22 protein-coding genes are annotated in these 21576 nt (G+C 52.2%); 7 read left to right on the plus strand and 15 right to left on the minus strand.

Features of this window, described 5'->3' with window-relative positions; genetic code table 11:
* Window positions 1-11 precede the first annotated feature (11 nt).
* On the minus strand, window positions 12-1511 hold the full coding sequence (locus IBX50_RS00070) for a YifB family Mg chelatase-like AAA ATPase (RefSeq protein ID WP_292252404.1): 1500 nt from the start codon (window positions 1509-1511) through the stop codon (window positions 12-14).
* A gap of 39 nt (window positions 1512-1550) precedes the next feature.
* On the minus strand, window positions 1551-1799 hold the full coding sequence (locus tag IBX50_RS00075) for an accessory factor UbiK family protein (RefSeq protein ID WP_292252405.1): 249 nt from the start codon (window positions 1797-1799) through the stop codon (window positions 1551-1553).
* 292 nt (window positions 1800-2091) lie between these two features.
* On the opposite strand from IBX50_RS00075, the gene glnK (IBX50_RS00080) reads away from it, so the two are divergent.
* From glnK (IBX50_RS00080) to speA, 4 genes are all read left to right on the plus strand, one after another.
* A complete protein-coding gene (gene glnK, locus IBX50_RS00080; RefSeq protein WP_292252406.1) occupies window positions 2092-2430 on the plus strand; it encodes a P-II family nitrogen regulator in 339 nt (112 codons plus the stop codon).
* Window positions 2431-2456: 26 nt separating this feature from the next.
* Window positions 2457-3701 (plus strand): ammonium transporter, encoded by a 1245-nt coding sequence (locus IBX50_RS00085; protein ID WP_292252509.1) that lies wholly within the window; start codon window positions 2457-2459, stop codon window positions 3699-3701.
* Between the two features lie 138 nt (window positions 3702-3839).
* Window positions 3840-4178, plus strand: a complete 339-nt coding sequence (gene glnK, locus IBX50_RS00090; RefSeq protein WP_292252407.1) for a P-II family nitrogen regulator — start codon at window positions 3840-3842, stop codon at window positions 4176-4178.
* 26 nt (window positions 4179-4204) lie between these two features.
* Entirely contained in the window at window positions 4205-6106 is a 1902-nt protein-coding gene (gene speA, locus IBX50_RS00095; protein ID WP_292252408.1) for a biosynthetic arginine decarboxylase, read from the plus strand.
* A 74-nt stretch (window positions 6107-6180) separates the two neighbouring features.
* Here the strand turns inward: speA and IBX50_RS00100 are convergent, their stop codons facing one another.
* From IBX50_RS00100 to IBX50_RS00155, 12 genes are all read right to left on the minus strand, one after another.
* Window positions 6181-6852, minus strand: a complete 672-nt coding sequence (locus tag IBX50_RS00100; protein WP_292252410.1) for a fumarylacetoacetate hydrolase family protein — start codon at window positions 6850-6852, stop codon at window positions 6181-6183.
* Between the two features lie 36 nt (window positions 6853-6888).
* On the minus strand, window positions 6889-8199 hold the full coding sequence (locus IBX50_RS00105; RefSeq protein ID WP_292252412.1) for a dihydroorotase: 1311 nt from the start codon (window positions 8197-8199) through the stop codon (window positions 6889-6891).
* A complete protein-coding gene (locus IBX50_RS00110; RefSeq protein ID WP_292252413.1) occupies window positions 8196-9200 on the minus strand; it encodes an aspartate carbamoyltransferase catalytic subunit in 1005 nt (334 codons plus the stop codon). The genes IBX50_RS00105 and IBX50_RS00110 overlap by 4 nt, the downstream gene beginning before the upstream one ends.
* The gene (pyrR, locus tag IBX50_RS00115; RefSeq protein ID WP_292252414.1) at window positions 9197-9745 is read right to left on the minus strand and encodes a bifunctional pyr operon transcriptional regulator/uracil phosphoribosyltransferase PyrR; all 549 of its coding nucleotides are present in this window, start codon (window positions 9743-9745) and stop codon (window positions 9197-9199) included. The genes IBX50_RS00110 and pyrR overlap by 4 nt, the downstream gene beginning before the upstream one ends.
* 38 nt (window positions 9746-9783) lie before the next feature.
* Complete coding sequence (gene ruvX, locus IBX50_RS00120; protein WP_292252415.1) at window positions 9784-10269, minus strand: Holliday junction resolvase RuvX; 486 nt, start codon at window positions 10267-10269, stop codon at window positions 9784-9786.
* Window positions 10262-10816 carry a YqgE/AlgH family protein gene (locus IBX50_RS00125; protein WP_292252416.1) on the minus strand — a complete coding sequence of 185 codons (555 nt, stop codon included), beginning with the start codon at window positions 10814-10816 and terminating at the stop codon, window positions 10262-10264. Before IBX50_RS00125 ends, ruvX begins: the two co-directional genes overlap by 8 nt.
* A 121-nt stretch (window positions 10817-10937) precedes the next feature.
* Window positions 10938-12542 carry an AAA-like domain-containing protein gene (locus tag IBX50_RS00130; protein ID WP_292252417.1) on the minus strand — a complete coding sequence of 535 codons (1605 nt, stop codon included), beginning with the start codon at window positions 12540-12542 and terminating at the stop codon, window positions 10938-10940.
* A gap of 102 nt (window positions 12543-12644) precedes the next feature.
* Window positions 12645-13445 (minus strand): energy transducer TonB, encoded by an 801-nt coding sequence (locus tag IBX50_RS00135; protein WP_292252418.1) that lies wholly within the window; start codon window positions 13443-13445, stop codon window positions 12645-12647.
* Window positions 13446-13458: 13 nt separating this feature from the next.
* The gene (gene gshB / locus IBX50_RS00140; protein ID WP_292252419.1) at window positions 13459-14418 is read right to left on the minus strand and encodes a glutathione synthase; all 960 of its coding nucleotides are present in this window, start codon (window positions 14416-14418) and stop codon (window positions 13459-13461) included.
* A 20-nt stretch (window positions 14419-14438) separates the two neighbouring features.
* A complete protein-coding gene (locus IBX50_RS00145) occupies window positions 14439-15158 on the minus strand; it encodes a 16S rRNA (uracil(1498)-N(3))-methyltransferase (RefSeq protein ID WP_292252421.1) in 720 nt (239 codons plus the stop codon).
* A gap of 12 nt (window positions 15159-15170) precedes the next feature.
* The gene (gene secB, locus IBX50_RS00150; RefSeq protein ID WP_292252422.1) at window positions 15171-15617 is read right to left on the minus strand and encodes a protein-export chaperone SecB; all 447 of its coding nucleotides are present in this window, start codon (window positions 15615-15617) and stop codon (window positions 15171-15173) included.
* A gap of 36 nt (window positions 15618-15653) precedes the next feature.
* On the minus strand, window positions 15654-16073 hold the full coding sequence (locus IBX50_RS00155; protein WP_292252423.1) for a rhodanese-like domain-containing protein: 420 nt from the start codon (window positions 16071-16073) through the stop codon (window positions 15654-15656).
* A 187-nt stretch (window positions 16074-16260) separates the two neighbouring features.
* Between IBX50_RS00155 and gpmI the strand changes: the two genes are divergently transcribed.
* Genes gpmI through IBX50_RS00170 form a run of 3 tightly spaced genes read left to right on the plus strand, consistent with a single transcriptional unit; the run spans window position 16261 to window position 20357 of the window.
* Window positions 16261-17817 (plus strand): 2,3-bisphosphoglycerate-independent phosphoglycerate mutase, encoded by a 1557-nt coding sequence (gene gpmI / locus IBX50_RS00160; RefSeq protein ID WP_292252425.1) that lies wholly within the window; start codon window positions 16261-16263, stop codon window positions 17815-17817.
* A 32-nt stretch (window positions 17818-17849) separates the two neighbouring features.
* Window positions 17850-18998 (plus strand): peptidoglycan DD-metalloendopeptidase family protein, encoded by a 1149-nt coding sequence (locus IBX50_RS00165; protein ID WP_292252427.1) that lies wholly within the window; start codon window positions 17850-17852, stop codon window positions 18996-18998.
* 36 nt (window positions 18999-19034) lie between these two features.
* Window positions 19035-20357 (plus strand): S41 family peptidase, encoded by a 1323-nt coding sequence (locus IBX50_RS00170; protein ID WP_292252428.1) that lies wholly within the window; start codon window positions 19035-19037, stop codon window positions 20355-20357.
* On the opposite strand, the gene IBX50_RS00175 is transcribed toward IBX50_RS00170, so the two are convergent.
* Window positions 20354-21562 (minus strand): UbiH/UbiF/VisC/COQ6 family ubiquinone biosynthesis hydroxylase, encoded by a 1209-nt coding sequence (locus IBX50_RS00175; RefSeq protein ID WP_292252430.1) that lies wholly within the window; start codon window positions 21560-21562, stop codon window positions 20354-20356. The two genes, IBX50_RS00170 and IBX50_RS00175, sit on opposite strands and share 4 nt — an antisense overlap.
* Window positions 21563-21576 lie beyond the last annotated feature (14 nt).

Raw genomic sequence — 21576 nt, forward strand, 5'->3', positions numbered from 1 at the left:
TTAGTCCGTAGTTAGTCTGACCGTGAGAGTTTACGGTATCCCAGTGCCTCCAGCAGATGCGATCGCTGGATTTGTTGACTGGCATCAATATCGGCCAGTGTTCGGGCAACCTTTATAATACGATGTGCCGCCCTTGCTGACAGAAATATTTTGTTCATGGCACGAGTCAGCAGTTCCTGACCATCCTGCCCCAGCGGCGCAAAAACCTCCAGCTCTGTTGGTGTCAGAGCGGCATTCAGTTTACCGGCACGTTGTAATTGTATCTCTCTGGCTTGCGCCACCTTTTCACGCACCATAACAGTGCTTTCGCCTTGACTCTGCTGCCATAGATCTTCCGGGGGCAACGCGGGCACTTCAAGGTGCAGATCAATACGATCCAGCAAAGGGCCTGACAAACGGGATTGATAACGACGTATCTGACCCTCAGAACAGATACAGGCCTTGCGTGGATCACCCAGATGACCACAAGGACAGGGATTCATAGCAGCAACCAGCAGAAAATCAGCAGGGTAGGTCGCTCGGCGTGCTGCACGCGCCAGGTGGATTTCACCCGATTCCAGCGGCTCCCTTAAGACTTCCAGCACCGAGCGGCCAAATTCCGGCAACTCATCCAGAAACAGAATGCCACGGTGAGCCAGCGAAATTTCACCGGGCTTTGGATGGCTGCCACCCCCCACCAGTGCCACCGCAGAAGATGAATGATGGGGTGATCGAAAGGGGCGTTGTTTCCAGCGCTGAGGATCAAAACCCAGCGAAATGGATTCCACCGCCGCGACTTCCAGCGCTTCCTGCTCCGTCAGCTCAGGCAGCAAACCCGGCAAACACCGCGCCAGCAAGGTTTTGCCACTTCCTGGTGGCCCACTGAACAAAAGATTGTGCTGGCCAGCAGCAGCCACCATCAAGGCGCGCCGTGCCATGATCTGACCCTTAACCTCCAGCAAATCCGGATAATGATGAGGTGATACTTCAGTCCGCAATGGTATTACTGATGTGAGTGTTTTCTGGCCCAGCAGATAGGCGGTGACATCCAGCAGATGCTCAGCACCAAAGGATTCCAGCCTGCTGATCAAACCCGCTTCCGCCAGATTAGTGGTCGGCAGTATCAATGTGCGCTCTGCAGCAGCAGTCGCCAGACCGGAAGGCAGTACACCTCGCACTTCCCGCAACTCGCCATTCAGCGCCAGCTCACCAATAAACTCACGTCCTTGCAGGCAGCTAACGGGCAGTTGTCCAGAAGCAGCCAGAATTCCCAGCGCTATCGGCAGGTCATAACGCCCCCCTTCTTTGGGTAGCTCTGCAGGTGACAGGTTGACGGTAATTCGGCGGGAGGGGAATTCAAAACCGGCTGTTAACAGGGCACTGCGTACTCGATCACGGCTTTCTCTGACTGCTGTTTCCGGTAGACCCACCAGATTAAAAGCAGGCAGACCATTGGCCAGATGCACTTCAACTCGAACTTCGGGTGCCTGCAGGCCGAGTAGAGCCCGACTTTGAACCAGTGCCAGCGACATGTATCACCTCCTTATGTATCACCTCCTTGTGTAGTTTGTTCAGACTCCAGATTTACTAGTGTTTTCCAGTGCTATCAATCGACGGTTTAATTCATCAACCCGCTGACGGGTGCGCTGATGAATTTCCAGCAGCCGATCATAATCCTGGCGTGTGACCAGATCCAGCCTTGCTACAGCCTCTTGCACCAGGCTTTTTAAAGCGGCATTGCCCGATGTGGGTTGATTGCCATTACTGAGTTTTGATGCAATCTCATCAGCAAGCTGCTGCAGTATTTGTGGTTTTATCATGGTTAATCTCCTCGGCAACAAGCTTAGCATAGCCACAAGGTTTGCAAACCTGCGTCTTGTCATCCGCAACCTCTCACTTCGCACCAATTAAGCGCATCGTGAGCATCAACTTGGTGCCAATTGCTGTGCCAATCCACCAACACTTCCTGCAAACCACTCGCAACATCAAACCATCTTGCTGATTAAAAAGCGTTTTTATGATTTTGGCACATCCGCTGCTGAATGCTCTGTGAAAATTTTACGGCGTGGCACCCGATCACGTCACCAAAAAACCGGCTGAGAGGATACAGGTATGAAACTGGTAACAGCCATTATCAAACCCTTCAAATTGGATGATGTACGCGAGGCTCTTTCTGAAATTGGTATTCAGGGGATCACCGTCACGGAAGTAAAAGGTTTTGGTCGTCAGAAAGGCCACACTGAACTTTACCGGGGTGCAGAGTACGTGGTCGATTTTCTGCCCAAGGTAAAAATTGAGATTGCTATTGATGATAGTCGTGTGGACAGCGTGGTGGAAGCCATCATCAGTGCTGCCAACACCGGCAAGATCGGCGACGGCAAAATTTTTGTATCACCTGTAGATGAAGCCATTCGTATTCGTACCGGCGAACGCGGCAACGATGCGGTTTAACCGGCTGATCAACTGAGGAATTTATGATGGAAGAACTACTACACATCACTTATGCAATTGACACCTTTTACTTTCTGATCTGCGGCGTGCTGGTCATGTGGATGGCTGCTGGCTTCTCCATGCTGGAAGCTGGTCTGGTGCGTGCCAAAAACACCACCGAAATCCTGACCAAAAATATTGCGCTGTTTGCCATTGCCTGCACCATGTACTTGTTCTTGGGTTACTACATCATGTATTCCAGCCCGGAAGGCGGCATTCTTCCTAGCCTGGGCTTCCTGATTGGTGGTGAAAACACTCTGGATGCAGCGCTGGGTGAAGACGGCCCTTATTATGCTGCCCGTTCTGATTTCTTCTTTCAGGTAGTGTTTGTAGCCACGGCTATGTCCATTGTGTCCGGTGCTGTTGCTGAACGTATGAAGCTGTGGGCTTTCCTGACCTTTGCTGTGATAATGACCGGTGTGATCTATCCAGTATCTGGTTTCTGGACTTGGGGTGGTGGCTGGTTGGATGCCGCTGGTTTTTCTGACTATGCCGGTTCCGGTATTGTGCACATGGCCGGCGCTGCTGCTGCTCTGGCGGGGGTGCTGGTACTGGGTGCACGTAAAGGAAAATACGGCCCGAATGGTGAGGTTTATGCCATCACTGGTGCCAACATGCCGCTGGCAACCCTGGGTACCTTCATCCTGTGGATGGGCTGGTTCGGTTTCAACGGTGGTTCCGAACTGAAAATGTCTGACTTCGACTCTGCCAACAACGTAGCCCAGGTGTTTGTGAACACCAATGCTGCTGCCGCTGGTGGTGTGATTGCTGCAATGATTGCTGCAAAACTGCTGTTCAAGAAAGCTGATCTGACCATGATCCTGAACGGTGCACTGGCTGGTCTGGTTGCTATCACTGCTGACCCACTGTCTCCTTCTGCTCAGGGCGCTGCGCTGATCGGTGCGGTGGGTGGTGTACTGGTCGTCTTCGCCATCATCACGCTGGACAAGCTGCGTCTTGATGATCCGGTTGGTGCCATCTCTGTACACGGTGTTGTGGGTATCTGGGGTGTTCTGGCTGTGCCATTGAACAATGCTGATGCCAGCTTTGGTGCACAGATCCTCGGTATTATTGGTATCTTTGCCTGGGTATTCCTGGCCAGCCTGGTTGTCTGGTTTGTGATCAAGGCCATCATGGGTGTGCGTGTCAGCGAAGAGGAAGAATATGCCGGTGTGGATCTGACCGAATGCGGTATGGAAGCCTACCCGGAGTTTACCAAGTCATCTAAATAAGGTGCTGATTGACACTTTTTACTGGTGAGCATGGAAGTTTGGGCGCCTTTGAGGCGCCCTTTTTTTTATGTCTCCTTTGGTGATTTACCACAACAGGCTTTATCCTTACCGAAACATTCATACCACGGAGGAAAAAACATGAAACTTATTACTGCTGTAATCAAACCTTTTAAGCTGGATGATGTGCGTGAATCCCTTTCAGAGATTGGTGTACAAGGCATTACTGTCACGGAAGTGAAAGGTTTTGGTCGTCAGAAGGGTCATACGGAGCTGTATCGTGGTGCTGAATATGTGGTGGATTTTCTGCCTAAAGTGAAACTGGAAATTGCCGTGGATGATGACATGGCTGATCAGGTGATTGATTCTATTGTACGTGTTGCCAATACCGGAAAAATTGGCGACGGCAAAATTTTTGTTTCACCCCTGGATCAGGTCATTCGTATTCGTACCGGTGAAACAGGCAAAGACGCAGTTTAAAAAACCAGACAACAGAGGAGTGTAGTGTGAGCCAGCAACCTGTCCATGATGCCAACAAGGTTTACAACATTCAGCACTGGGGCAGCGGTTATTTTTCTGCCAGTGCAGAAGGACGGGTGCTGGTGCAGCCCACTTCATTTCGTCCTCAGACACTGGATCTTCCGCGGCTGGTTGGCCAGTTAAAGGATGCCGGTATCAGCCTGCCAGTACTGGTGCGTTTTCCCGATATTCTGCAGGATCGGGTGAATCGTCTGTGTGCTGCTTTTGACCGGGCGATTGAAAGCCACAGTTATCAGGGTGGCTACACCGCTGTGTATCCCATCAAGGTTAACCAGCAGCGCCGTGTGGTTGAAGAGCTGCTGGAAAGCCAGGCACGGGTGGATGCCCGTGTTGGACTGGAAGCAGGCAGTAAACCCGAATTGCTGGCCGTACTGGCACTGGCCGGGCAGGAACCCTCCACACTGATTTGTAACGGATACAAGGATCGTGAATACCTGCGACTGGCGTTAATGGGTGAGCGCCTTGGTCATCGGGTTTATATTGTGGTGGAAAAACCTTCTGAAGTAGCGCTGGCACTGGAAGAAGGTCAAAAATTGGGTGTTCGCCCTCGTCTGGGTGTACGAGCGCGTCTGTCATCTATTGGCAAAGGCCACTGGCAAGACAGTGGTGGCGAGAAATCCAAATTTGGTCTGGCCGCCAGTCAGCTGTTATCCATGGTTGAACAGCTGCGCGAAGCTGATGCACTGGACTGCCTGCAGTTACTGCATTTTCATCTGGGTTCACAGATCGCCAATATTCGTGATATTCAGCGTGGATTAAGAGAATGTGGACGTTTTTATCAGGAGTTGCTGGCACAGGGCGCACCCATCAAGGTGGTGGATGTTGGCGGTGGCCTGGGCATTGATTATGACGGCACCCGCTCTCGCAGTGTTTGCTCCATCAACTATTCCATGGCTGAATATGCCAACAACGTGGTTCATGCCATCCATCAGATCTGTGAGGCCAATAATCTTCCCCATCCTCATCTGATCAGTGAATCCGGGCGTGCCCTGACTGCTCATCATGCGGTGCTGATTACCAATGTGATTGATGTTGAAGAACCCGATTTCACCCCGCCTGAATCACCGGCAGAAGACGCCTCATTGATCCTGCATGAGTTGTGGCGGGTGTATCAGCAGGCTGGTGAAGATGTGGATGAACGCTCACTGGTGGAAACCTGGCATGATGTGGTGCAGGCGCTATCCGAGGCTCAGGATATGTATATTCATGGCCTGCTGGATCTACCAGGACGGGCATTGGCGGAGCGTCTTTACACCTGTGCCAGTGCCCGTATTCATCAGCAGTTGAACCTGTCCAATCGGGTGCACCGTGAAATCCATGATGAGTTGAACGAAAAGCTAGCCGACAAGCTGTTTGTCAATTTTTCGCTGTTTCAGTCTTTGCCGGATATCTGGGGTATTCAGCAGGTTTTTCCAGTGTTACCACTATCCGGCCTGGATCGACCACCCGTTCGCCGGGGTATCATTCAGGATATCACCTGTGACTCAGATGGCCGTATTGATCAGTATGTGGATGGACAGGGTCTGGAAAGCACTTTGCCGATACCCGAATGGCAAGAGGGTGAAGAAAAACTGCTGGGCTTTTTCCTGACCGGTGCTTATCAGGAAATCCTTGGTGACCTGCACAACCTGTTTGGGGATACCGACTCAGTGGACGTGGTGCTGGATGATGCCGGGCAACCCCTGCTGGAAAACCTGATCAAGGGTGACACGGTGGATCGGGTGCTGCGGTATGTAAACTTTGAGCCGGACGAGTTGTTAACGGCTATGAAAAAACAGCTAAATGCCAGTAACCTGCAGCAGGAACAAAAAAATCTGTTCCAGCAGCTGTTTGAAGAAGGCCTGAGTGGTTACACCTATCTGGAGTAATACACTTGCAGACCTGTTGGGGAGCAGTCACGTTCAAACCAGTGATCCCTACTCTACTGCAAGTATCCTACCACTCAGGCAAGCGTCAGCTGCTCTTTTAATAAGTCTGTCAGTTCCAGTTCCAGATGATCACCCGATGTCAGCCGCCCTACACCTGCCGGAGTACCGGTAATCACCACATCACCCGGCAGCAGGGTAAAAGTCTGGCTGATATGACTGATCAAGGTGGCTATAGGTGTCAACATTTGACTGGCTTTGCCACGCTGCTTTTCCTTGCCATTCAGTCGCATCACCAACTCCAGTGCAGACCAGTCAGTGACTCGATCTGCAGGCACAAAGGTGGTCAGCGGGCAGGCACCATCCCATGCCTTGGCTCGCTCCCAGGGGTGCCCCTGTTTTTTTAATTCCGATTGCAAATCCCGCAATGTCAGATCCAAAGCTAACCCAACACCGACCACACCATTCAGCGCGGTGGAGTCGTCCACCTTGCACAGGGGTTTGCCAATCAGCAGGGCAATTTCAGTCTCGTAATGCACATCACCCTGCCCCTGCGGCAATTGCAGAGGTTGTTTTATGTGCACCGCACTAGTGGCAGGTTTGATGAACAACAATGGCTGGGCTGGAATGGGGTTATTCAGCTCGGCAGCATGTTCGGCATAATTACGCCCGACACAAACAATTTTGCCCAGTGGCTGCTGCCAGTGGCTGCCTTCCAGCGTCGGGACAAAAGCTGCAAATTCTGGCATGGATTAATCCCTTTAAATGAGTAAGTCTGGTTTTTGTTATTGTTGCTGCTGTGTTGTAAACCGCACATCACCATCCACCAGTGTGACAACAGCGCGCCCCTTGAGTGACTGATTCCAGAAAGGGGTGTTATGACCGGCTGAAAAACCGGAGCTTTCATTTAATAACCAAACTTCGGATGGATCAAACAGTGTGATGTCTGCAACAGAACCCGGTCGCAGACTACCTGTATCCAACCCCAATAGTGCTGCCGGGCCGGTCGATAAGCAGGCAACCAGTTCAGAATAGTCAAAGTATCCCTGTTCAACCAGTGCCAGCATTTGCGGTAACACTGTTTCCAGACTGCTCATGCCCGGTTCTGATGCCGCAAAAGGTGCCATCTTGGCAGCTTGCTCATGCGGCAAGTGGCTGCTGGATACTGCGCTGATTACACCGTCGCGGATACCTTGCAGCAGAGCCTGACGATCAGCCTCACTGCGCAGCGGGGGCTGTACATGGTAGTTGCTATCAAAAGCCTCCAGGGTGGCATCAGTAAACAACAGATGACTGAGTGCCACATCAGCAGTTACCGGCAAACCACGTTGTTGTGCTTCTTTAATCATCTCCACTGCTCTGGCGGTGGACAGATGACTGAAATGAGCACGGATACCGGTCTGCTCAATCAGCAGTAAATCCCTTGCCACGGCAACTGTTTCTGCTGTGCCAGGGATTCCCGCCAGCCCCAGCTGGGAGGCTAGCGCACCCTCATGAGCACAACCCGAGGCAGCCAGCGAAGGATCTTCCGGATAAAAGATCACCAGCAGATCAAAGGTGGCGGCATATTCCAGGCAGCGCCGTAGTATCAGATTGTCCTGTATTGGGCTGCGCATATTACTCACAGCAACGCAGCCTGCAGCCTGCAGTGCCGCCATGTTGGACAATAACTGCCCCTCCAGTCCGCGGGTCATGGCACCCAGCGGTAAAACTTTAGCCTGCTGAACGGCCTGGGCTTTTTCCCGCACCACCCTGACCACTGCTGATGAATCCAGGGGTGGCTGGGTGTCCCCACGGGCGCAGACTTGAGTAAATCCACCTGCCAGAGCGGCCAGGGTTTCACTGGCGATATTGCCTTTATAACTGGGGCCTGGCTCTCGCAGATGGCAGGACAGATCAATAAAACCGGGCGTCACCACCAGCCCATCAGCCTTGATAATCCTGTCAGCCTTGAAACCCTCGGGTGATTTGCCCAGCGCCACTATACAACCCTGTTCGATATGTACATCCTGCTGGGTATCAAGCTGCTGGCTCGGGTCGATAACACGACCACCGATAATGGATATCTTTATGGCTGTCTTTATGGATGAATTCATTGTATCTGTGCCCTTTCCTGCATCTGCCCACTCATTGCCATGCTCATCACCGCCATACGTGTGGCAATACCATAACCCACCTGCTGCAGGATCACTGAACGAGGCCCGTCAGCCACAGCAGACTCAATTTCCACACCCCGGTTGATTGGCCCCGGATGCATCACTATGGCTTCTGGATGAGCATAAGCCAGCTTATCGGTGGTTAATCCGTAGAGGCGATAAAACTCGGACTCCGAGGGTAACAGTGCACCACTCATACGCTCTTTTTGTAGGCGCAGCATAATCACCACATCCACATCTTTTATGCCTTCTTCCATGCGGGTATAAAGTTTTACACCCAGCTCCTCAATCCCAACTGGCAGCAGGGTTTTGGGTGCCACCAGGCGGATTTCATCAACACCGAGGGTAGTCAGCGCTCTAATCTGTGACCGAGCCACGCGGGAATGCAGAATGTCACCCACAATGGCCACTTTCAGGCCGGCAAATTCACCCTTGTGACGCCGGATGGTGAACATATCCAGCATGGCCTGAGTGGGGTGGGCATGGCGACCATCACCGGCATTAATAATGGCAACCCTGGGTGTGACCTGGCTGGCAATAAAGTGTGCCGCACCGGAATCAGCATGACGCACCACAAACATATCGGCATGCATGGCTTCGATGTTCTGCAGGGTATCCATCAGGGTTTCACCCTTGGCAGCAGATGAGGTTTTGATGTCCAGATTAAGCACATCCGCTGATAGGCGTTTGGCCGCCAGTTCAAAGGTGGCACGGGTACGGGTGGAGTTTTCAAAGAACAGGTTAACAATGGTTTTACCGCGCAGCAGCGGCACCTTCTTGACCGACTGCTCACCCATATTGGCAAAGGATTCAGCGGTATCCAGAATTTCTGTCAACAAAGTCCGGGACAGGCCATTAATGCTAAGAAAATGTTTCAGGCGGCCATCTACAGTCAACTGGACATTGCGTGGATGAGCAGGGTTATTCAGCGCAACAGTCATGTGTTTTCCTCTGTAGCAGGTGTATGGAAAACCCGGTTCAGCTCCAGCGGTACCGGCCCGGATAGTTTGATGCGCTGATCTGCTGGCAGTTGTAAATGCTGTCCACAACAATCCGGCTGGATCGGCAATTCCCGACCGGGTAACGCTAGTAAGGTGGCTAAAGTCACTGAGGCAGGACGACCAAAATCAAAAATCTCGTTCATGGCAGCCCGTATGGTGCGACCGGACATCAGCACATCATCCACCAATATCAGGTGTCGATCTTCCGTGGCAAAGGGCAGGTTCGAGGGTTTAACACTGGGGTTTAATCCGGTCTGGCTGTAATCATCACGGTAAAAAGAGATATCCAGTGTGCCCAGTGGCCAGTTGACCTGCATCCGCTGTCGCAGGGCTTCAGCAACCCAGACACCGCCGGTATGGATGCCAATCAGTAATGGGTCGGTAATCCTGTGCTCCAGCAGGTGACGCTCCAGTTGTGTAGCCAACTGATCCAGCAGGCTTGCCACTTCCGGCAAAGGGGGGTAATCCAGAGTCTGGTTTGTCATCCGTGGGTTACTCCTTAAATCGGGTAAAGGATCAATTTTCAGTTTTTAATGTAATCAGGGCCGGCAATCTGTTGCAGAAAAGGGCTGTTACCCTCTGGATTCAGTGCCAGCCAGCCTTCCAGTATCATGGCAGCCGCCAAACTATCCACAGGGTCTTCACGGTAATTACCCTTGTGCCCCAGCTGTTTTACCACGGCCTTGGCCATACGCGTGGTGCCACGCTCATCCATGCCATAACAGGGTTTGCCATAACGACCAAAAAGTCGCTTGGCAAACTTGCGCGCACGTAGGCTTAGTGGTGTGTCACTTAAATCTTCTTCCAGCGGCAAACCCATCACAAAAGCATCCGGTTGCCATTCTTTGATCAGTGCATCCAGCAACTCCCAGGAAGGAATACCTTCCTGCGCCGGGATCACCCGTGATGGATTAACGGTTCGGGTCAGCTCATTACCAATCGCAACACCATGGCGTTTGCTGCCAAAATCAAACGCCATCAACAGTCGGTGGCCTTCTATATCAGGCATGCCCGACCTGCCGAGTCATCAGCTCAAGGTTAATACCCAGGCTTGCCGCGGCGGCGGCCAGACGGTTTTCTGCAGCCAGGCCGTAAAGTATTTCTTCACTGGCTGGACAGGTCAGCCAAGCGTTATCCAGCAGCTCTTTTTCTAACTGACCAGCATCCCAGCCTGCACAACCCAGGGCAATCAGGAAATGTTCCGGGCCCTTGTTTGCCGAGATGGCTTCCAGAATATCCAGTGAGGTGGTCAGGCTTAGATGTTCGCTGACCGGCAAACAAGCTTTCCAGTCAGATTTGCCGGTATGCAGCACAAAACCCCGATCACCATGCACCGGGCCGCCCCGGTAGATGGGTGTGGAGATATGAGCAACATCCAGCAGGGGTAAGGACATCTGCTCCATCAGCTCACCAAAGGTCAGCGGCAGAGGTTTATTGATGATTAATCCCAGTGCACCCTGGTCGTTCTGCTCACACAAATAAGTCAGACTGCCACCAAAGTGAGCATCATCCAGCTGGGGCATGGCAAGAAGGAAATGATCCCGCAGTGTATTCACAGGTTTCTCTTTAATTGATCCGCAACGTATACAGGTTGATTCTGGAGAAATTATACCGGGAAAGAAAGGGGCTGGCTGCTATACCTCACTGGTGTTGCTGAATCACTAACCCTCGCAGGGATCAGGCACCCCAGATATGTATGGTTTTATTCTGAAAATCAGCCTGTCGTTGCCAGATTTTCTGATCCCAGGGCGCTGCTGGATTACGGTCAAAAATCACCAGATGGGTTTCATCTGCACCGACTCGCTGGGTGTAGTCGGTAACCTGTTCCAGTCCTTTTTCTATCACAGCATCCAGAGAACCACGCAGGATTTTGAGTTCAATCACCACTCGCTGTAATGCCCCATACATGCCTAATTCAGGGTTTAACGGCCATTCAATGAATAAATCGGTGCGTTTGCGACCCAGACCGTACTCACGGGAGATTCTTCCACCGCCATTAATGATGCGTTGCAAGAAGGCTTGCATTAACAGTTGCGGTGCGGCTTCTTTGTAATCAAAACCCTCGCTCCAGCTATCGGAGTGTTCGCGGAAAAACTGCTGAAAGGCTTGCAGTAGTTTGTTGATGTTTAAGCTGTGATCGGCATTGATGTACCAAGCCTGCTCCTGATTGGCAATCATCACTTGGGTCGGCCAGGTCAGTTCTCTTGGAATCACTTCCTGATAAATGCGGTTGCTGATTTTGACCGAGGGGCGAACGGTGATTAGTCCTAAGTCTTCAACGTATTGCAGGTCATCGACTTTGATCTGGCTGATGTTGTCTTCATCTTCACTGGTCAGCAGTGAGCTGATGACCGCATGAACGCGGGGTTCTTTGAGCTTGTCAGTCAGTTGATCCAGATGGGTAGCACGGGAATAAATCAGCTGTTCCCGTGCTTGCTGATAATCCACCAATGAGATGTGGCGGCTTCGATCCCGCGCTTCACGGTTTTTCCAAGTGATTTCATAACCCAACGCGTTGACGAGCCAAGGCTGGCCTTTAGTGTCTTCCCACAACTCTGCAAAAATGGCTTCATCAAAGATCTGCCCAGTGGCTTCTGTGTGTTGCAGCCAAAGGGTGCGGGTTTCCTGCTGGGTGAAGTTACCCATCCGCAGGGATTCAGCCTTGATGTTAAAAGCACTGCCGCCAGTAATCACTTCTGCCCCTTCCTGATGCATGCGGTAGTCACGCACATCCCGTACACCACAAAGAATGATCGACTGAGGGAAAAAATCCGGGCGCTGGGCATAACCAGCCCGGATCTGACGCAGCAGGGAAATCAGGGTGTCGCCCACCAATGCATCCACTTCATCAAGCAACAATACAGTAGGTTTATCAGAGACTTCAGCCCAGTGCGTTAATACACGTGTTAATAGATGCTGAGGCTCAGTTTCAGGTTTGGTCGTTCGATACCATTCTGCCAGAGCAGGTGCTTTTGCATAACGAGCGATGGCATCGACCATTGCATCACAAGCAGTCGGAATGCCCTGGGTTTCATCACCGCGAGCTGCTTGTGCGGCTTCAATATTGGCGTAGGCACAAGCATAACGACCGGAGGCGTTCAGCTCTTTCATAATCGCTAGCAGGGTACTGGTTTTTCCGGTCTGACGTGGTGCATGCAGCACAAAGTAACGCTTACTGGCTATCAGGTGCTGAATTTCTTCCCAGTCCAGCCGGTGCAACAAGTCAATATGATAGTGATCGGCAGTAATTGTTGGTCCGGCGGTATTAAAAAAGCGCTGCATAAGCTGACCCAGTCATGGAAGTATTCTGCACGTTAATTTACGCGCTATATATGCTCATATCCTACACCACAAATGACTCTACTGCTGAAACCGCAAGACCTGTCAATTAGCCCGCCAGCCATCACCAAACTGCCAGGTGCGGATGATTTCCAGCACATCCGCTTTTGCACGAACACTGTCGGGTAAAGGAGCAAAGGGTGAAGCCAGATTCAGAATACGTATGGCGGCATCATCCAGCAGACGATGGCCGGAGCTGGTCATCAGTTGTGCTTCCAGAATGCTGCCATCTGCATTAATCACCACCAGCAGGCGCAATCGGCCACCCAGGTTCTGGCGGCGAGCTTCTTCGGGGTAGTTGAGATTACCGATTCTTTCTACCCGCTCTTCCCACTGGCGCAGGTAAAGTGCCTCTTCCGTAGTCATCACTGCGTTGGTGCTGATACGACGGACTCTGGGGCGCTCGGCAAAAACGGCCTGCTGGGTAGCCAGCTCGGATTCCAGACGGGCTATTTCCAGGCTACGAGCAATCAGGCTGGCGCCGCGAACAGGTGGCAAGGGTGTTTCGGGCGCAGCCGCTTCGAGTTCAGGTTGAGGCTCGATATCTGCTTCTTGTTGTTGATCCTTTGCAGGTGGAACCACATCGGGTTCAGGGGCGGGCACTTCAGGAGCTAGCTCAGGAGTGGGCTGCGGATCAGACGGAAGATCCGGTTCAGCCAGTGGCTCGGACAAGGGCTCATCATCAAAATAGACCGCTGTAGCTTCCAGGTAGATCTGTTCTAGTTCAGGAGTAGGCGACTCAGATGGTCGCGTGTTAATGAATAAAACCCCAGCGTGTAATAACAACGCCAGCAGCAGCGCCCAGAGAATTGGGCGCAGACTGAGCAGGCCTTGTAAAACGTTCATGGGGTCAGGGCAATCAACGCTGATCCAGACGTGTTGCCAGACACTCCATCAACTGACCTCCAATATCCAGACCACACTGCTGATCCAGCTCGCGCACACAGGTGGGACTGGTGACGTTAATTTCAGTGAGGTAGTCACCTATGACATCCAGACCCACAAAAATTAATCCTTTTTCTTTTAAGGCCGGAGCCACCTGACTGACCAGCCAGTAATCCCGATCGGTCAGTTCCCGAGCCACACCACTGCCACCGGCGGCCAGATTGCCACGGGTTTCACCAGCCATGGGAATACGCGCTAGCCCAAAGGGTACAGGTTCACCGTCAATCACCAGAATGCGGGTATCACCGTTTTTGATTTCGGGCAGGTATTTTTGCACCATGATCTGGCGCTGATTGTTGTCGGTCAGCTGTTCAATAATGGCACCCAGATTCATGCCTTCGGGTGTGACACGAAACACCCCCATGCCACCCATACCATCCAGGGGTTTAAGGATGATGTCCTGATGTTCAGCATGAAATTCACGAATTAACTGGCTGTTGCTGCTGACCAGTGTGGGAGGGCAGCATTGTGGAAACTCCTGAGCAAAGAGTTTTTCGTTGCAGTCGCGCAGGCTCTGGGGTTTATTAACCACCAGCACCCCTTCACGTTCTGCTGCTTCCAGCAGCCAGGTGGAGGTCAGAAAAGCGTTATCAAAGGGTGGGTCTTTGCGCATCAGCAGAATATCCAGCTCTGCCAGCGGCTGCACCTGGGGTTCACCCAAGCTGTACCAGCCATCCGGGTTGGCGAACACATCCAGATCTGCCATACGTGCCCAGGCTTTACCCTGACGCAGGTGCAGATCACCCAGCTCCATGTATTTCAGAGTCCAGCCACGCTTTTTAGCCGCCAGCAACAAGGCCAGTGTTGTATCTTTTTTGTAGGTAATATCGGCAATGGGGTCCATTACCACGCCAACCAGAACTTGTTTTGCCATGTTGCTCTCCAGCTGATGATTCAGTTCAGATCACCCCACCAGTGCTGCACCAGAGTTAGTGCTGCCAGTGGTGCGGTTTCGGTACGAAGTATTCTTGGCCCCAGTCGCAGACCGCTAAAACCGGATTTTTGTGCCTGCTCCACTTCCTGCTCATGCAACCCACCTTCCGGGCCAATCAGCAAAGCAACATCAGAGGGTGTCTCAGTTGCCAATGCTGCACTTTGTCCATGCGGATGCAACAGCAAGCGTACAGCTTCCTGGCGTACCTGTAACCAGTCGGTCAGACTCTGTGGAGGATGGATCACCGGCAAGGAATTTCGCCCGCATTGTTCACAGGCACTGATGGCCACCTGCTGCCAGTGTTCGAGTTTTTTCTGTTCTCGATCACCTTTCAAACGCACATCACCCTGACGTGTATAAAGAGGCGTGATGGCACTGACACCCAGCTCGGTCGCCTTCTGGATGATCCAGTCCATCTTGTCACCCTTGGAGATGGCCTGACCCAGATGGGTATGCAGCGGTGAAGGCGGGGCTGCCTCCACAGGCTGGATCAGCTGTAAGCGAGCAAGATTCTTGTTGCCTTGCAGCAGCTCGGCCAGATAACAGCTCTGGCCATCAAACAGATGCAGCTGATCACCGGGTTGCATTCGTAGCACCTGGATCATGTGGCGCACCACCTGACCGTCCAGCTCTACTTCAGACAGTCCGGCCAGGTTTTTTGGAGAATAAAAGCGCCGCATGTTTGCCAGTGATTACTGGGTAGTCTGCTGTGCCTGACGCTGTTTACGCTCGGCAAAAATGGCTTCAAAGTTGACTGGTGCAATCATCAGCGGTGGGAAACCGCCCTTAACCACCAGTCCGTCCACCGATTCACGGGCATAAGGAAAGAGGATGTTTGGACAGAAGGCACCCAGAGTGTGCTCCAGGCCATCACCTTCAATACCCACCACACGGAAGGCACCACTTTGCTGGACTTCTGCCAGGAAAGCGGTCTTCTCACCAAAAGTTACCTGAGCGGTGATCTTGACGGTCACTTCATACAACTCGTCATTAATTTTACGGTTGCTGGTGTCCAGCTTCACATCCACATGAGGTTGTTCATTCATCATGAACACTTCGGGGCTGTTAGGTGCCTCAAAGGATACATCGCTCAGATAGATGCGCTGCAGGGCAAACTGGGGCTGGGGTGCTTCACTCATGAATGCTTCCTTATATACTTGGCTTAAGAGGATTAGTTATTTTTTAACAACCGGCATGGAATCGGTTTGCCATTGCATCATGCCACCCTTCAGGCGCAGGGCGTTGGCAAAACCTGCTTTCTGCAACTTGGCAACGGCCATGGTGGCGGTGTTACCCATCTTGCAGACCACCAGAATTTTTTTGTCCTTGTGTTTTTCCAGCTCGTGCATACGAGTGTCAAGATTCACCATCGGGATGTTAATGGCTCCAGTGATATGACCCAGACCAAAGTCCTTGCGATCACGGATATCCAGGGCAATAGCTTCATCCTTGTTCATCAAGCGCACTGCTTCTGCAGTTCCCACGCCTGTGGTTGCTCCTCGGGTTTCATTAAAGATCACCAACAACAGCAGGATAACAAAGGCGCTAACCAGCAGCGGGTGGTTGATACTGAACTCGATCATTTGCTCAAACATCTTGGGTCTCTTTCCTTGGGTCTCTTTGGTGTGCCGCAGGCATGGATTTAAGAGGATTCAAAACCGGATATAAAATTAGGCGTTCAAGGATACACCAGAGTGGCGTGCAAGGCATCAGCAGGATGGCGATTTGAGGCTGCTGGCGCTATCATGCTCACACTTTGTTCAATAGAGCCTTGATACCGACATGAGTTCCAGACGCATTCCAACAGCCCTGATTATCCTGGATGGTTATGGTGACAACCCTGCATCCGACAACAATGCCATTTTTCACGCCCGCACTCCGGTCATGGATCGTTTGCGTAGTGAGCTGCCCACCAGCCAGGTTTTTACGGATGGTATGTACGTTGGTCTGCCGGAAGGGCAGATGGGTAATTCGGAAGTTGGGCACATGAATCTGGGTGCCGGTCGTATTGTGTATCAGGATTTTACTCGTGTGACCCAAGCCATCAAGGATCAGAGCTTTTTTACCAATCCGACTCTCTGCGAAGCAGTGGATCTGGCGATCAGCAAAAAAGGTGCCGTTCACCTGATGGGGTTGTTATCCCCCGGTGGTGTACACAGCCACGAAGAACAGATTTTTGCCATGGCAGAGCTGGCGGTTAAACGTGGAGCCACTCAGGTTTTTCTGCATGCTTTTCTGGATGGTCGTGACATGCCACCACGCAGTGCACAGGCTTCCTTGCTGGCTGCTGATGAAAAGTTCCGCCAGCTGGGCGTGGGTCGTGTTGCCAGTCTGGTCGGGCGGTATTTTGCCATGGATCGCGACAACCGCTGGGATCGTGTAGAAAAAGCCTACAACCTGTTAACGCTTGGACAGGCTGATTTTACTGCTGAAGATGGCAGCAGCGGTCTGCAAGCCGCTTATGACCGGGGTGAAAACGACGAATTTGTACAGCCCACCATCATTGGTCAGCCCTGCATGATTGAAGATAAGGATGCGGTGATTTTTATGAACTTCCGGGCTGATCGGGCACGGGAAATCACCCGCGCTTTTGTTGAACCGGAATTTAAAGGTTTTGCACGTCGTGCCTGGCCGCGCCTGAGCCGTTTTGTGATGCTGACCCAGTATGCTGAAGACATTCCTGCAGCGACAGCTTTTCCACCCCAGAGCCTGAACAATACTCTGGGTGAATATCTATCCAAGCTCGGAAAAACTCAGCTGCGCATTGCAGAAACCGAGAAGTACGCTCACGTTACCTTCTTTTTCTCCGGTGGACAGGAACAACCTTTTGCCGGTGAAACCCGCATTCTGGTGCCTTCACCCCAGGTAGCCACCTACAATCTAAAGCCGGAAATGAGCGCAGTGGAAGTCACCGACAAGCTGGTTGAGGCCATTCATTCCGGTGATTACGATGCCATTTTCTGCAACTACGCCAATGGTGACATGGTAGGTCATACTGGTCATTTTGATGCAGCGGTCAAGGCAGTGGAAACACTGGATCAGTGTGTTGGTCGTGTGATTGAGGCACTCAAGGCAGTGGGTGGTCAGTGTTTTATCACCGCTGACCACGGCAACGCTGAACAAATGCTGGATGAAACCACCGGACAGGCACAAACCGCACACACCACCTTCCCGGTGCCGCTGATTTACCTGCCACCCAACAACCGCAAAGCACGACTGCTGGATCAGGGGCGCTTGTGTGATCTGGCGCCCACCCTGTTAAAAGCCATGGGCTTAGAACAACCGACAGAAATGACGGGGCGGGCATTGGTTGAGTTTGAAGACTCAGTGGAAGCTTGAAGCCATGCGGCCAGCGGAGGGCAAAGTTAGCCATGTTTAAGTGGATATCTGCTGTCTTGTTGCTGATCTTGCTTTTGCCCAGCGGAGTGTTGCTGGCCAACCGAGAAGAAGAGGTCAGCGAACAGCAGTTACAACAATTACGCAAAGACATTAACAGCCTGCAAGGCTGGTTAACTCAGGCTCGTGGTGAACAATCCCAGCTGCAGGATCGACTACGCAGTACCGAAACTCAGATTGGCCAGTTAGTCTCCCGCATCGAAGCCAACACTCGTGAAGCAGCTGAGCTGGAACAACGTCTGACCCGGCTGCGTGCTGAACAGCGTGAGCTACAAACTCAGCTGGATCAACAAGCCGGTTACCTGCGTCAGCAGATACGCTCGGCCTACTCCATGGGTCGTCAGGAATACTTGAAGGTATTACTGAACCAACAGGAACCGGATCGAGTTGCACGACTGCTGCGTTATTATGATTACATCAACAAACAGCGTACCGAACAGATCGAAGTTTACCTGGGTATTGCCCGACAACTGGATACCGTTCAATCCGAAATCATCACCCGTGGGCAAACACTGGATCAGGTTCGTCGTGCCCTGCAGGAGCGCCGCAACGAGTTGCTAGCCGAACAACGCCAGCGCCAGCAGCTGGTTCAGCAGCTCAGCAAGGAAATTGCCGGTCGTGGTGATGAACTGCAAAAACTCCAGGCTGACCAGAAACGACTGGAGCAACTGCTGACCGCTGTTACTGAAGCCATCGTGCGCCTGCCACCCCCGCGCGATGCTCGTCCCTTCCAGCAAATGCGGGGCAGCCTGCCCTGGCCGGTACAGGGGCGGGTACTCAGTGCTTTTGGCAGCAGCCAGCACAATAATCGTCTGATCAATCGCGGCATGGTCATTCAGGCTTCAGAAGGTACTGCAATCCATGCTATTCATGGTGGCCGGGTGGTTTTTGCTGACTGGCTGCGTGGTTTTGGTTTTATGATCATCATTGATCATGGTGATGGTTTTATGAGTCTCTACGGACACAACCAGATTCTGCGCAAAGAGCCCGGTGACTGGGTGAATGGTGGTGAAGCCATTGCCACTGCCGGGGCAACCGGTGGTCAGCAACAAAATGGACTGTATTTTGAAATACGTAAGGCAGGTCAGCCACTGGATCCAGTCAGCTGGATTGCGCGGCGTTAACAGCTAATCAAAGGATTTCTTCCGCAGGAGAGTGTCATGTTTTGCAAAGTTTCCAGTCGCTCCAGCCAACGGCCAGGACAACACCTGCTTGCTGGTGCCGGCTTGCTGCTGGCTCTGGTGTTGCCACTGAACCTGCAGGCTAACAACCCGCTGGATTATCCACTTGAACCCCAATTTGACCTGCCATTGGATGAACTGCGCAGCTTTGCGGAGGTGTATGAACGCATCAAACAGGCCTACGTCCATGAAGTCGATGATCGCAGCCTGCTGGAAAATGCCATCAAGGGTATGTTATCCGGGCTTGATCCTCACTCAGCCTACCTTGAGCCGGAAGCCTTTCGTGAGTTAAAAGAAAGCACTCAGGGCGAGTTCAGCGGGCTGGGTATCGAAATTGGTATTGAGGAGGGTTACATCAAGGTCATCAGCCCAATTGATGACACTCCTGCATCCAAAGCCGGTCTGCGCCCCCACGATTTAATTACCCGTATCAATGACACACCTACCCGCGACATGTCAGTAGAAAAAGCCATAGAGTTAATGCGTGGCGACGCTGGCACCAGTCTACGTCTGACCATTCAGCGCAGCAATATCAACCAGCCCTTTGAGGTGGAACTGACCCGTGCAGTTATTCGCATCACCAGTGTCCGCCAGCGCTTGCTGGAGCCAGGTTTTGGTTACCTGCGTATCAGCCAGTTTCAGAATCGCAGCGGTGAAGAAACCCGTGCAGCGCTGGCACAGCTGACCCATGAAAATCGGGAGCCTCTGCAGGGTTTGATTCTGGATCTGCGCAACAACCCTGGCGGTGTTTTAAAAGCAGCAGCAGATGTTGCGGATGTCTTTCTGGATGGCGGCCTGATTGTTTATACCGAAGGCCGCCTGAGTGATACCGAAATGCGTTTTGATGCGGCTCCCGGTGATGCACTGGAAGGTGTGCCACTGGTGGTGCTGATTAATGGTGGTTCTGCATCTGCCTCGGAAATTGTTGCTGGGGCATTACAGGATCATCAACGCGCCTTGATTATGGGTACCGCTAGTTTTGGCAAGGGTTCGGTGCAAACTGTGCTGCCATTAAACAATGATCGTGCTTTAAAAATGACCACAGCACTTTATTACACCCCCAGAGGTCGATCCATCCAGGCGGATGGTATTCACCCGGATATTGAAGTGAGTAACGCACGAGTGACCCTGCTGGATGCCGAAGGTGGCACACGAGAAGCAGATCTTGACAGGCACCTGAGCAGCCAGACTCCCCGCGAGGAAGGAAAACCTGCTGCTCGACTGGGTACTTCTGATGACTACCCGCTGAACGAAGCTTTAAACCTGCTGAAAGGGCTGGCGATTTTTAAAAGCAGGATTTAAGCCAGCTGTTTTAACCCCAGTGCCCGTGCAATCATTCCACGTTTGATGCGGGTGCTGGAGTTCACCAGTTTCATCCCCAGATTACGCAATAACAACACCGGCAGAGCCTGAGTTTCAAACAGGCGCTTGAAGCTTTCCATCAAAGCCATCATTGCTAGATTATCCATTTTGCGCCGCTGCTGGTATTTTTGCAGTACCGCTAAACTACCCAGTGATTGTTTTCCACCTGCGGCCTGTTGTAATACTTCGGTTAACGCCACAACATCCATAAAACCCAGATTTACACCCTGACCTGCCAGTGGGTGGATGGTGTGGGCAGCATCTCCAATCAAAGCCAGCCCAGGTTGGATGTATTCCACTGCGTGACGCTGACGTAATGGAAAAATCTGCCGATCTTCACTGAGCTCTACCTGACCCAGACGCCCCTCAAAAGCCTGGGTCAGCTGCTGATTAAAGTCTTTTTCGTTCAGCTCCATCAGCTCGGATGCTTTTTCTGGTGAAGTTGACCAGACAATCGAACACCAGTGATCATCACCCTGTAAATTCATCGGCAGAAAAGCCAGTGGCCCGGTGGAATGAAAACGTTGCCAGGCTGCATTACCATGAGATCGTTCGGTACGCACACTGGTCACCAGTGCGTGGTGGTTATAATCCCACTCGCGGGTTTTGAACCCGGCCCACTCGCGCAAGCGTGAACGTGCACCATCCGCACCTACAATTAATGCTGCCTGCAAAACCTTACCGGAACTCAGCTTTAATTCACGCGACCCGGTTTTATCCAATGGTTCACTCAGTTCCATGGAAAACTCACCTAAATGCCAATCCAGATTCTGCTGGTCTTTTACTGCAGCAAGTAACCCCAGCTGAGTGACCGAATTTTCGACCAGATAACCCAGATCCAGCACACCGGCTTCACTGGCATCAAAAACTACCTCTGCCGTTCCTTCACTGTCCCAGACTCGCATGCCCTGATAAGGATTCACCCGCAGTGCCTGCATGGGTTGCCATGCACCTACTTTTTCCAGTAGTTGACGGCTGGCCTCCGACAGGGCGCTGACACGAATATCCAGTTTATCTTCCTGCCAGTGGGGTGGCTGATCGGCAGCTTCTACCAGGGCAATACTCAAACCACTGTCAGCCAGACCGGCTGCCAGGGCAATACCTGTCATGCCACCACCTACAATAATCAGATCATAAGTCTGCATCTTCACTCCCAAGT

Source organism: Marinospirillum sp. (genome assembly GCF_014859565.1).